Origin of the sequence: Comamonas sp. 26 (assembly GCF_002754475.1) — a bacterium.
In the GTDB taxonomy this organism is placed as follows: Bacteria; Pseudomonadota; Gammaproteobacteria; order Burkholderiales; family Burkholderiaceae_C; genus Comamonas.
The window spans coordinates 2,871,214-2,883,020 of the sequence record NZ_PEFL01000001.1 but is presented as its reverse complement, the minus strand read 5'-3'; the positions used below and the strand labels follow the sequence as shown (position 1 = coordinate 2,883,020).

The following is an 11,807-nucleotide window of genomic DNA, read 5'->3' as shown; positions in this document are numbered from 1 at the left end:
GATTCTTAAAGCTTTCAGGGGGTTATGGCCCTGAAAGCTTTTAGAGGTGAGCGCTGGCAGCTCATTTTGTATGGTGTGCGTACGGTAGGCGTGAGTTAGGCGGGCTTAAGCCTGGCGCTGCTCAAAGTCTTCCATATAGGAAATCAGCGCCTGCACGCCTGCGATAGGCATGGCGTTGTAGATGCTGGCGCGCATGCCGCCCACCGACTTGTGGCCCTTGAGCTGCAGCAGACCGGCTTCTTTGGCACCCGCCAGAAAGGCGTCGTTGCGCGATTCATCACGCAGGAAGAAGGGAATATTCATGCGCGAGCGGCAGTTCTCTGCCACCTTGTTCACATAAAAGCGCGACTGATCGACATAGTTGTAGAACAGATCGGCCTTGGCGATATTGCGCGCCTCCATGGCGGCCACGCCAGTCAGCGTGCCTTCGGTTTGCTGCTTGAGCCATTTGAAGGTCAGGCCTGCCATGTAAATGCCCCAGGTCGGGGGCGTGTTGTACATGCTGCCGTTGTCGGCCACGGTCTTGTAATCAAAGGCGCTGGGGCAGACGGGCAGGGCGTGGCCCAGCAGGTCTTCGCGCACGATGACGATGGTCAGGCCTGCAGGGCCAATATTCTTTTGCGCGCCGCCAAAGGCCAGGCCCACGCGGCTCCAGTCGATGGAGCGCGATGCGACGTGCGAGGAAAAGTCGATGACCAGTGGCGCGTCCGAGCCCAGCGCTTTCAGGTCGGGCAGCTCTTGAAACTCCACGCCGTGAATCGTTTCGTTGCTGCAGATGTGCACGTAGCTTGCGCCGCGGCTCAGGTTCCAGCTGCTGGCTGCGGGGATTGTGGTGTAGTCGCTGTCCTTGCCCGTGGCAATCACATTGGCTTCGCTGGCGTACTTGACGGCTTCTTTGGCCGACTTCTGGCTCCAGCTACCGGTCACCACAAAATCGGTCACGCCAGCGCGCGAAAGGTTCATGGGCACGATGGCGTTTTCGGCCAGGCCGCCGCCTTGCATGAACAGAATCTTGAAGTGGGCGGGCACGGCCAGCAGCTCGCGCAGATCGGCTTCTGCGGCTTCGTAAATGCTGATGAATTCCTTGCCGCGATGGCTCATTTCCATCACGCCCATGCCAGAGCCGTGCCAGTCCAGCATTTCGGCGGCTGCGGTTTGCAGCACTTCTTCAGGGATAGCGGCGGGGCCTGCGGAGAAGTTATAGGGGCGGTTCATCAGATTTACGCTCAAAACATGTGAAAGCGCTTGCCTGGCTTGCGCTTTCAGCTATCAAAAACATTGCGCCACGGCCTGGGGCAGGCGCGTGGCGGCTTTCCTGGGCAGTCGCTTAAGAGGCGTCGCCTGGCTCTGCCGAGCCTTCAGCGGCACCGTCTGCAGCGGTATTGCCTTCGGCTTCGTCAACGCTGCCTTCGGCGTCGTTGGCATCATTTTCCACAATGCGCTGCAGGCCGATGAGCTTGGCGCCTGCGTCCAGGTTAATCAGTGTCACGCCTTGTGTGGCGCGGCCCAGTTCACGGATTTCCGCGACGCGGGTACGCACCAGCACGCCGGTGTCGGTGATCAGCATGATCTCGTCTTCAGGTGCGACCAGAGTGGCGGCCACCACGTTGCCGTTGCGCTCGGACTGCTGAATGGCAATCATGCCCTTGGTGCCACGGCCGTGGCGCGTGTATTCGCTGATGGCGGTGCGCTTGCCATAGCCATTTTCGGTGGCGGTCAACACGCTTTGCGAGCCTTCTGCCACATTGCCCGTGCCGTCGTCGGCCTCGGCAACCAGCATGGCGATGACGTTCTGGGTTTCGTCGATGTTCATGCCGCGCACGCCGCGGGCATTGCGGCCCATGGGGCGCACATCGTTTTCATCAAAACGCACAGCCTTACCGCCGTCGCTGAACAGCATCACGTCGTGCTTGCCGTCGGTCAATGCCGCGCCGATCAGGAAGTCGCCCTCGTCCAGGCCCACGGCAATAATGCCGGCCTTGCGGGGGTTGCTGAACTCGGTCAGCGCTGTCTTCTTGACGGTACCCATGCTGGTGGCCATGAAGACGTAGTGATCTTCAGGGAAGCTGCGGTTTTCACCGGTCAGCGGCAGCACCACGTTGATCTTCTCGCCGTCTTGCAGCGGGAACATGTTGACGATGGGGCGACCGCGCGAGCCGCGCGAGCCCGATGGCACTTCCCAGACCTTGAGCCAGTACATGCGGCCACGGTTGGAGAAGCACAGCAGGTAGTCGTGCGTGTTGGCGATAAAGAGCTGATCGATCCAGTCGTCTTCCTTGGTGGCGGTGGCCAGCTTGCCGCGACCACCGCGCTTTTGGGCGCGGTATTCGGACAGGGGCTGGCTCTTGATGTAGCCGGTGTGCGAGAGCGTCACCACCATGTCGGTGGGCGTAATCAGGTCTTCGGTGGACAGGTCTTGCGCGCTGTACTCGACGGTAGAGCGGCGCTCGCCCTTCTTGGTCTGGCCGAATTCGGCCTTCACGGTGTTCAGCTCTTCGCCAATGATGACAGAGACGCGCTCGGGCTTGGCAAGAATGTCCAGCAGGTCTTCGATGACCGACATGATGTCCTTGTACTCGGCCACGATCTTGTCTTGTTCCAGACCTGTCAGGCGTTGCAGACGCATCTGCAGAATTTCCTGCGCCTGCGTCTCGGACAAGCGGTACAGACCGCTTTGCTGCATGCCGTATTCGACCTCCAGGCCTTCGGGGCGGTAGTCGTCGGCATTGATCACGCCGCCGTCTGTGCGCGTGCGGGTGAGCATTTCGCGCACCAGCTTGCTATCCCACGACTTTTCCATCAGCGCAGCCTTGGCGACGGGGGGCGTGGGCGCGCTGCGGATGATGGCTATGAAGTCGTCGATATTGGCCAGCGCAACGGCCAGACCTTCCAGCACATGGCCGCGGTCGCGGGCCTTGCGCAGCTCGAACACGGTGCGGCGTGTCACCACTTCGCGGCGGTGCTGCAGGAAGACTTCGATCAAGTCCTTCAGATTGCACAGCTTGGGCTGACCGTTGATCAGCGCCACCATATTCATGCCGAAGGTGTCTTGCAGCTGGGTGAGCTTGTAGAGGTTGTTGAGCACAACCTCGGGCACTTCACCGCGCTTGAGCTCGATCACCAAGCGCATGCCGGATTTGTCTGACTCGTCCTGAATATGGCTAATGCCTTCGATTTTCTTCTCGTGCACCAGCTCGGCCATGCGCTCCTGCAGCGTCTTTTTATTGACTTGGTAGGGCAGCTCATCAACGATGATGGACTGGCGCTGGCCGCGGTCGATGTCCTCGAAGTGGCATTTGGCGCGCATCACCACACGGCCGCGACCGGTGCGATAGCCTTCCTTGACACCGTTGATACCGTAGATGATGCCGGCGGTGGGGAAGTCGGGTGCGGGCACGATTTCCATCAGGTCATCAATGCTGGCTTCGGGGTTCTGCAGCAGATGCAGGCAGGCGTCAACGACCTCATTGAGGTTGTGCGGCGGAATATTCGTGGCCATACCCACGGCAATGCCCGAAGAGCCGTTGACCAGCAAGTTGGGCAAGCGGCTTGGTAGCACCAGAGGCTCGCTTTCAGAGCCGTCGTAGTTGGGGCCGAAATCAACGGTTTCCTTGTCGATGTCGCCCAGCATTTCGTGAGCGATCTTCGAGAGGCGGATTTCCGTGTATCGCATGGCAGCGGCGCTGTCGCCATCCACCGAACCGAAGTTACCCTGTCCGTCCACCAGCATGTGGCGCAAAGAGAAGTCCTGGGCCATGCGCACGATGGTGTCGTAGACCGCGCTGTCGCCGTGAGGGTGGTACTTACCAATCACGTCACCGACGATACGCGCTGACTTTTTATAAGGGCGGTTCCAGTCGTTATTGAGTTCGTGCATGGCGTACAGAACGCGACGGTGCACGGGCTTGAGGCCATCACGCGCATCAGGAAGCGCCCGGCCCACGATCACGCTCATGGCGTAATCGAGATAACTGCGACGCATCTCCTCTTCAAGGCTGATGGGCAGAGTTTCTTTAGCAAACTGGGTCATGTCTAGTGATACTTTGACGGCTGGAAAGCAAGCATTTTAGGTCGAATGGCGTGTGGCAGCAGAGCAACATAACTTAGGAATTACGCAGCTCTCCTACTTGTTGGAGCTTAGTTGACAACACTCTTGCATGTTACGTATGGCACAATCGTTTCAACGTTTTTGGTGATGGTCACTGATGACGTCCACAGATTCGCAGCCCTGCTGCGGCTTTTTCCCCAAGAGGAGAACCATGAAGAAACTGAACAAAGTGGCGATGCTGTTTGCCTCCGCTGCCCTCGTGACGGCCGCTGGCGCACAAGTTAAGGCTGCAAATGGCGGCAACGTCATCGACAACTGGCAAAACGGCACCAGCGAGCTGGTGTGGAAGAACGGCACAAACGAACTGTGCTGGCGCGATGCCAACTGGACTCCTGCTACTGCCGCTGTTGATTGCGACGGTGCACTGAAGGCTCAAGTTGCTGCTCCTGCTCCCGCTGTTGTTGCTCCAGCTCCTGTTGCTCCAGCTCCTGCAGCTATTGCTTCCAAGGTCACTTACTCTGCTGACGCCTTCTTCGACTTCGACAAGTCGGTTCTGAAGCCCGCTGGCAAGGCTAAGCTGGACGACCTGACCGGCAAGATCAAGGACATCAACCTGGAAGTCATCATTGCCGTGGGTCACACTGACTCCGTCGGTTCCGATGCATACAACCAGAAGCTGTCGGTGCGTCGCGCTGAAGCTGTGAAGGCTTACTTGGTGTCCAAGGGCATCGAAAAGAGCCGCGTGTACACCGAAGGCAAGGGCGAAAAGCAACCCGTGGCAGACAATAAGACTGCTGCTGGTCGCGCTCAAAACCGCCGCGTGGAAATCGAAGTTGTGGGCACCAAGGCTGCTCAGTAATCTTTGATTGCTACATAAAAAGCCCCGGTAACGGGGCTTTTTTTATGCCTGATTCATTGCGGTAATCGCGGACAATTGCACCATGAGCAACACTATCAATGCCGATCCGGCAGAACTGGAAAAGTTCTCCAGCCTAGCCCATCGCTGGTGGGATCCCGAGAGTGAATTCAAACCACTGCATCAAATTAACCCCCTGAGACTCGACTGGATTAATGCCCAGGTGCCTCTGGTGAATCAGCGAGTGCTTGATGTGGGTTGTGGTGGCGGCATTCTTGCTGACTCCATGGCGCGCAAAGGGGCTAAAGTTGTGGGTATTGACCTGGCAACCAAGGCCTTGCGAGTGGCGCAATTGCATGCGCTTGAGACTTCAACACCCAATATTCAGTATCACGAAGTCAGCGTAGAGCAGCTTGCACAAGAACAGCCAGCCAGCTTTGATGTGGTGACCTGCATGGAGATGCTGGAACATGTGCCTGACCCTGCTTCCATCGTTTGCGCCTGCGCGGAGCTGGTAAAGCCCGGTGGCTGGGTGTTTTTTTCCACCATCAATCGCAATGCTAAGGCTTTTGCACTGGCGATTGTGGCGGCAGAGTACATGCTTAAAATGATTCCCAAGGGTACGCACGAGTACGCCAAGCTGCTGCGCCCCAGCGAGCTGGCCCGCTTTGCGCGTGAAGCAGGGCTGGATCTTCAAGGCAGCAAAGGGCTGGAGCACAACCCCATCTCGGGTCGTTACTGGTTGAGCAACGATACCTCGGTCAATTACATGCTGGCAACTCGCCGCCCACAGGAGTAATGAGTATGTGGAAGCATGTAAAAGCAGTGCTGTTCGATCTGGATGGCACATTGATCGACAGTGCCCCTGATTTGGGCGCGGCTGCGGACAAAATGCGCGTGGACCGAGGAATGCCGTCGCTTCCTCTGGATGCCTATCGCCATATGGCTGGCGCTGGCGCACGTGGAATGCTGGGTATTGCCTTTGGCATGACGCCTGAATCAGCAGGCTTTGCGGAAATGCGAGAAGAGTTTTTTCGCAATTACGAGCAATGCATGACTGAGCGTACTTACGCCTTCGATGGCGTGCCTGAGCTGATTCAGACGCTGGAAGCTGGATCACTCCTGTGGGGCATTGTCACCAACAAGTCCATGCGCTTTACCGATCCATTGACTCAGCAAATGCCTTTGTTCTCCAAGGCCGCTGCGGTGGTGAGCGGAGATACGACACCCCATGCCAAGCCGCATCCTGAGCCGTTGTTTGAGGCGGCTCGGCGTATGAATATTGATCCGGAGCATTGCATTTATGTCGGGGATGACGAGCGCGACATTCAGGCTGGTGCTGCTGCAGGCATGAAAACAGTGGCCGCCTGCTACGGATACTTGGGTGCAAAGACCGATACAGCACATTGGGGTGCAGATGCACACATCAAATCTCCCCTTGAGTTGTTGAAGTTACTTGGATGAGGCTAGAATAGGAAGTAAGGGGCTGTCCTGGTTTCGACGTGGGTTCGGGATCGGTGCGGTGCATGTCGAGCTTGAGTGACGCTCGTAAATCTCCATTCAAAAAACTAACTGCAAACGACGAACGTTTCGCACTCGCCGCTTAATCCGGTGAGCCTTACAACAGCACGCTAGTGGGCTGGGCAAGGGGGTAGCAATATCTCCAGGCTGTAAGGGAATTTTCATTAGCTGGCTGGGTATCGGGCTTCTTGATACCTGGCGAGATTTTAGGAAGCTGGCTAACCAAGTAGCGTGTGCCTGCGGGGCTTGGGTGGCGAGATTTAAATCAGAGCACTAAACATGTAGATCTGTCCGGCGAAGGCTTGCGGACGCGGGTTCAATTCCCGCCAGCTCCACCACCCACCTGTACAAAGGGGTTCAATGAAGTTCATTGAACCCCTTTTTCTTTTGGTAAATCAATGACTTGCGATGTAATGCCGTCTAACGGTGTCTAACCGCTGCCAAGAGTATGTCGGGGAACAAGCCGGGGAACAAACGGGGTAAAGTACAAATTCCTGGGGGTTGTTCCCCGTTTTTTGTAGTTTTCCCTCTGTAGAGCTCCTGATGCTGACCGAAAAAGAATGCAAGAACGCTACTTGTCCGCCCGACAAAAAAAGAACACGTTTCACTGATGCTGCGGGTCTGTACCTGGAGGTAAGTCCCAAGGGGTCTAAGCGTTGGTTTTTGAAAACTTACGGGGATGGGAAGGAGAGTCGCTTGGCACTTGGTTCATATCCAAAGGTGAGCTTGTCAGCCGCCCGTTTAGCCAGAGATCGAGTGAAGGTGGATAAGGCAGAAGGCATTGACCCAATTGAAGCTCGACGCCAAGCAAAAAAGAAGACTGAGGCAGTAGAGCCTGGCTCCACGTTCAAGGCTATTGCTGATGACTGGTTCGGAAAACAACGAAAAATGTGGAGCGAAACCCATGCGGATCGCTGCTATCGACAGTTAGAGCGTGATCTTTTTCCTTGGTTAGGAGGCATGGCATTAAAAGAAATAAAAGCCCCAAAGCTGCTCGATGCAATTCGTGTCATTGAAAAGCGAGGTGCTTTTGAGACGGCGAGCCGTGCTTTGATGCTTTGTAGCCAGATCTGGCGCTATGCAGCCGCTACAGGTGTTATTGAGCGTGATATCACTGCTGATCTAAAAGGCGCATTAACACCTTACAGAGGAAAACACTTTGGCGCAATAGTTGAACCAAAGGAGTTTGGAAAGCTACTTCTGGCTATAGATAACTATCACGGTGGAGTTGTCGTTAAATCTGCATTAAAGCTCGCACCTTTAGTCTTTCAACGACCTGGAGAGCTTCGCGGGGCAAGATGGGACGAAATTAATTTCGAGGCATCGACCTGGACAATTCCTGCTCAAAGAATGAAGCGCGGTCTACATGGCAAAGAGTATGGTGATCCTCATGTCGTTCCACTATCCAAGCAGGCTTTAGAAATTTTTAAATTCCTTCATCTTTACACCGGAACAGGTGAGTTTTGCTTTCCATCACCCAAAAGCAAAGATAGGCCTATTTCAGAAAACAGTGTAAGGACTGCTCTTTTAGCGCTTGGCTACACTTCAGATCAGCATACGTGGCATGGATTTAGAGCTTCAGCAAGAACTATGCTTGATGAGCAGCTTGAAGTGGATATCCTTGTTATTGAGGCGCAACTTGCTCATGCTGTAAAAGATGCTAATGGCAGAGCTTATAACAGAACAAAATACTTAAAGCAAAGAACTGAAATGATGCAGCTTTGGGCTGACTATATCGATGTTTTGAGGGGGAGGGTGTGAATTTTGAAGAGTAAAAACATATACCAAAAACTAAATGACTGCTTTGAAGGTCATCAAAGTAGATTGTTTGATTTAGAGGTCGAGAGTTATAGGGTGAAACTTAAATTCCTCTTTGAATCATACATGTCACTGTCTTCAAGAGTTAGGATAGGAGAGAAAGGTATTGCTGCTTTTGATAGGGAAATATCTGAAATATAAAGATTTGAAGTTTTTATTTTATTTTTTAACTCTTTTTCTAAATCATTATTAAAAAATGGTAATAAATTAAAGTTAAGAGTTTTTTGGAGTGAATTTAATTTTGTTGAGAAAATTTTAAGAGTATTTAATGATGATTTGAGCGATATTGATGTTGATTCATTATGCGAAAAGTTTTCGTTTATTAAATTTCACCCATGTTTTAAGTTTTCAAAGCTTCTGGATGTTGGTTTTGAGGGGTTGTTGAAGTTTCTATCAAATGCAAATTACAAGAAAAATGAGAAGAATTTCTTTAAAGGACTGGAAGAAGGACAAAAGAAAATTTATCAATCTTTGATTGAAGGATTAGCGGTTCATGAAAAGCTTTTGATCGTTCCATTGGATGTGGTGGTGAAATTTGAAGAAGTTGATTTAGATGCTTTAAAAAGCGATGTGGATCTGTTTATTAGAAGAATAAAATTTGATAAAAGATTTGGAATGAACTTAATTTCATCCTTCATTAAGATTCAAACAAGAAGTTTATTCATTAATGATGCCTCAATTCCTGTTGCAAAGTTAGCTTTGGTTTTTTCATTTAAAGGCGGTAGATTTAAATATTTTAATTTTGAATTAAGCAATTTTTGCTTGCAGGAGAATTTTTCTTCATGCGTATTTGAGCCAAGGTTTATGAGCCATGTTGATGTCTTAAGTGGTTTTAATGCGTTTGTTTTATCTTCATTAAACTTTGAAAATTTAAAAATATGGTCTGAGAAGTTCCTCTTTGATAGGAATTTCTGTTCTGCGACTAGTAAAAAATTTTTTAATCATTTTTAAATTTTGAGAAATAAAAAACTTCTGATTTCTGAAAAAGTTAAGTAGTTTTCTGTCGAAGTTCTGTCTGATTTTCCTACGTGTCAACTAGTTCATCACCAACCATGAACAAGATGTATTGCTTTCTGATTGGCAGTAGACAGCGTTTGATTGAATAGAGCTTTCAATGGGCATTGTGGATTTTTTACTTCGTGACAGATGTTTTGTCACGAAGGTCTCGCGTTGAGCTCTTTGGATGACTTGCCATCCCTGATGGTCAGAATCCTTGAAGAGAAATGGCTAAAAAACCTTATGTGCTTTTGCGCATGGATGATTTATGTGAAAAATTGCAGCTGTCTAGGGCAACGTTATATAACTTGATGAGGGAAAGTTCAAAGTACTACGATCCAAGTTTTCCAAAACATGTAAAACTTACTTCAAATTCGGTTGCTTGGATTGAAGATCAGATTGACGAGTGGATTGAGTCCAAGATGAGTGCTGCTCAGTCATCTTGAGGACCTAACTTGCCAGCCACGTGCTGGCTTTGTTTTGTGCAGAAAACTTGTGTGAATGACTGGTGATTCTGATCAGTTATGATGATTTAAAGCCTGAAGTGTTTTGGGAGCTTATGTTATAAAGATTAATAACAAAGATGACTTAAAGAATAGTACATCAATTAACTGATGAAATATACACAAGCAGTTCTCTTCACGAGATGATTGCTTGTGTAATGAAGGAATAAAGAGATCTGATCTCACCATCTTAGCTTGACCCTAAGGTGGTCAAGCTTCTGGGTACTGTATGAAGTTTGAAATTGAGAAAAGTTCTCTTGAGCTGGAGGCTCTGCTTTATGAGCTGCAGCTAGCTTCTTGGATGAAGTTGGCTGATGAAGTGGCTAGAAGAATCTATTCTTCTTTGAAATCGAATTTGAAGCTGAGGCTCAGTAGGAAGCTGAGAGTTCTGCTTCAGGCCTTGGATAGTGAGCTTCCTAGTCCTGATGATGAATTCTTCAAGGAGATAGTTTGCAAGGTTTATACATCTTTCTCTGTATTCAAAGCTCTTATGGATACTAGGGCTGAGTGGAATTGCGCTGATGACTTTGAAGGAATACTTTTTTATAACTTAATAAAGAGGATTGGATCTAAGGGGTTTCACAACGCCTATCAAGAGGAAGATAAGATCCACAAGCGTAGGGCAGAGTCTTTGTATGACTATATTTATGATTTAAAAATAGCTCATAGCAAGATCATGATCGTAAGGCTTGATCTTTACTATCATCAGGAACTTTTAGATTCATTAAAGTCTCAGCAGAACGTTATAGATGATTGGAGTCGGCTGCTTGCTTTTGCACGCAAGAACTATAAGCAGAATTTTCTTGGCTATGCGATGAAGATTGAGTTTGGAGATGATAGAGGGGTGCACATTCACTCTATCTTTGTTTTGAATGGCTCAAATCTCAAACGAGATGTGAATGTAGCAAGGAGTCTTGGTCATCACTGGGTTAAAGACGTTGTCCCATGCATTGGAAGGTACTTCAACTGTAATGAAAAGAAGCATCAGGAAAAGTACAAGTGGAGGGCGGTAGGTACTTTTACAAAGATGGATGAAGAATTCCAAAGTGGCGTGAAGGCCATGTCTGTCTATGTCACCAAGCCTGATCCACTTCCGCGTCTAGTGGTTCATGGATTAAAGAAGAAATTTCGTAAAGGAGAACTCAACGAAAGGCAAAAAGAGCGCGTGAGACGTCGCAAAGAGGCTTTCAAAGTCTTGCGTGATTTAGATACAGTGATGTAGTGGATAAGGTTCTTTAGGAGAGAGCAATGACTTACAGCGAATTGGAACTACGACGTTGGACTAATGAGTTGTCCCGTACGTTTGGTTGTACAGCCGCTTTGCTGCGGTTGCTATCGCTCAGTTCGGCCGGCGGTACTGCCGCTGGCAGGAGTCCAGCCGTCATTGGGTTCGGACGTTCGGTGCTTGTTCTGGCTGCTTCCTGAGGGGATACGGTCGTAGCTCTCTTAGTTCCTTGCTCTCACCGCATGAGCGGTCGTTTCCTCGCCGCGTGAATTGGAAGTCTCGGCGGCGGATTCAACCGGTCGATGCAACACACTATGACCCACCCAGGTCAAAGGAGTGTTGCAGATGAAGTACCGGACACGAACCTATTACACCGACAGTCAAAAGGCGGGGATGCGGATAAAAACTTGGACTGGTTTTTATGCGACTAGGCCAAGTTCTTGTCGGTATTCCACTGGACTTAAACGTCCCAGAGATACGTGACCAGCCTCCCAGTCTTGAAAGCCGTCGCCTTCGGCGGCCAGCTTGTTGAGTTTGTAGTCGCCGACCTGACGGTGTTTATTGGACAGACGAATGCCCGCTTCGATCACGCCCCGGCCGATGGCGCGCGCCCGAGTGACATCCACAGGCTTTGCGGACCGCGTAGTGACGCCATTCCCAAGGGCTCCAACAATGCCAGCGGGCCGACCGTGCTGGTATGTCGCAGTCTTTGCCAGCCCTTCCAGTTGGTAAGCCAGGCTGAAGAACGACAGGAAGATGGCAGACTCGACAAAAGGAAGGCTCAGCTTGGCCTTCATGATGGCCGGGGCGTTGTTGCATAAATCAGCCCCAGGCCAGATT

Annotated in this window: 10 protein-coding genes and 1 other RNA gene; 8 read left to right on the top strand and 3 right to left on the bottom strand. The window is 51.0% G+C overall.

Annotation, left to right across the window (positions count from 1 at the left end):
- Positions 1-105 precede the first annotated feature (105 nt).
- Together serC and gyrA are read right to left on the bottom strand one after the other, a co-directional pair.
- Positions 106-1,215, bottom strand: coding sequence for a 3-phosphoserine/phosphohydroxythreonine transaminase (gene serC, locus CLU84_RS13400; protein ID WP_099737589.1), 1,110 nt, complete (start codon positions 1,213-1,215; stop codon positions 106-108).
- A gap of 112 nt (positions 1,216-1,327) precedes the next feature.
- Positions 1,328-4,030: a DNA gyrase subunit A gene (gene gyrA / locus CLU84_RS13395; protein ID WP_099737588.1), complete on the bottom strand. Its 2,703-nt coding sequence runs from the start codon at positions 4,028-4,030 to the stop codon at positions 1,328-1,330.
- 229 nt (positions 4,031-4,259) lie between these two features.
- Between gyrA and ompA the strand changes: the two genes are divergently transcribed.
- From ompA to CLU84_RS13355, 8 genes are all read left to right on the top strand, one after another.
- Positions 4,260-4,907: an outer membrane protein OmpA gene (gene ompA / locus CLU84_RS13390; protein ID WP_099737587.1), complete on the top strand. Its 648-nt coding sequence runs from the start codon at positions 4,260-4,262 to the stop codon at positions 4,905-4,907.
- A gap of 82 nt (positions 4,908-4,989) precedes the next feature.
- Entirely contained in the window at positions 4,990-5,703 is a 714-nt protein-coding gene (gene ubiG, locus CLU84_RS13385) for a bifunctional 2-polyprenyl-6-hydroxyphenol methylase/3-demethylubiquinol 3-O-methyltransferase UbiG (protein ID WP_099737586.1), read from the top strand.
- A 5-nt stretch (positions 5,704-5,708) separates the two neighbouring features.
- Positions 5,709-6,368: an HAD-IA family hydrolase gene (locus CLU84_RS13380; RefSeq protein WP_099737585.1), complete on the top strand. Its 660-nt coding sequence runs from the start codon at positions 5,709-5,711 to the stop codon at positions 6,366-6,368.
- An 18-nt stretch (positions 6,369-6,386) separates the two neighbouring features.
- Positions 6,387-6,763: a transfer-messenger RNA gene (gene ssrA / locus CLU84_RS13375) on the top strand.
- 205 nt (positions 6,764-6,968) lie between these two features.
- Complete coding sequence (locus CLU84_RS13370; protein WP_099737584.1) at positions 6,969-8,186, top strand: integrase arm-type DNA-binding domain-containing protein; 1,218 nt, start codon at positions 6,969-6,971, stop codon at positions 8,184-8,186.
- A 333-nt stretch (positions 8,187-8,519) separates the two neighbouring features.
- The gene (locus tag CLU84_RS13365; protein WP_099737583.1) at positions 8,520-9,194 is read left to right on the top strand and encodes a hypothetical protein; all 675 of its coding nucleotides are present in this window, start codon (positions 8,520-8,522) and stop codon (positions 9,192-9,194) included.
- A gap of 272 nt (positions 9,195-9,466) precedes the next feature.
- Positions 9,467-9,685 (top strand): AlpA family transcriptional regulator, encoded by a 219-nt coding sequence (locus CLU84_RS13360; RefSeq protein ID WP_099737582.1) that lies wholly within the window; start codon positions 9,467-9,469, stop codon positions 9,683-9,685.
- Positions 9,686-9,971: 286 nt separating this feature from the next.
- On the top strand, positions 9,972-10,964 hold the full coding sequence (locus tag CLU84_RS13355; RefSeq protein WP_099737581.1) for an inovirus-type Gp2 protein: 993 nt from the start codon (positions 9,972-9,974) through the stop codon (positions 10,962-10,964).
- 422 nt (positions 10,965-11,386) lie between these two features.
- On the opposite strand, the gene CLU84_RS13350 is transcribed toward CLU84_RS13355, so the two are convergent.
- The gene (locus CLU84_RS13350) at positions 11,387-11,764 is read right to left on the bottom strand and encodes a hypothetical protein (RefSeq protein ID WP_099737580.1); all 378 of its coding nucleotides are present in this window, start codon (positions 11,762-11,764) and stop codon (positions 11,387-11,389) included.
- Between the last annotated feature and the right edge of the window lie 43 nt (positions 11,765-11,807).

Bases quoted from the DNA above. Each gene is read 5' to 3' on its own strand.
- serC (WP_099737589.1), bottom strand. From the start codon at position 1,215: ATGAACCGCCCCTATAACTTCTCCGCAGGCCCCGCCGCTATCCCTGAA.
- gyrA (WP_099737588.1), bottom strand. From the start codon at position 4,030: ATGACCCAGTTTGCTAAAGAAACTCTGCCCATCAGCCTTGAAGAGGAG.
- ompA (WP_099737587.1), top strand. From the start codon at position 4,260: ATGAAGAAACTGAACAAAGTGGCGATGCTGTTTGCCTCCGCTGCCCTC.
- ubiG (WP_099737586.1), top strand. From the start codon at position 4,990: ATGAGCAACACTATCAATGCCGATCCGGCAGAACTGGAAAAGTTCTCC.
- CLU84_RS13380 (WP_099737585.1), top strand. From the start codon at position 5,709: ATGTGGAAGCATGTAAAAGCAGTGCTGTTCGATCTGGATGGCACATTG.
- CLU84_RS13370 (WP_099737584.1), top strand. From the start codon at position 6,969: ATGCTGACCGAAAAAGAATGCAAGAACGCTACTTGTCCGCCCGACAAA.
- CLU84_RS13360 (WP_099737582.1), top strand. From the start codon at position 9,467: ATGGCTAAAAAACCTTATGTGCTTTTGCGCATGGATGATTTATGTGAA.
- CLU84_RS13355 (WP_099737581.1), top strand. From the start codon at position 9,972: ATGAAGTTTGAAATTGAGAAAAGTTCTCTTGAGCTGGAGGCTCTGCTT.
- CLU84_RS13350 (WP_099737580.1), bottom strand. From the start codon at position 11,764: ATGAAGGCCAAGCTGAGCCTTCCTTTTGTCGAGTCTGCCATCTTCCTG.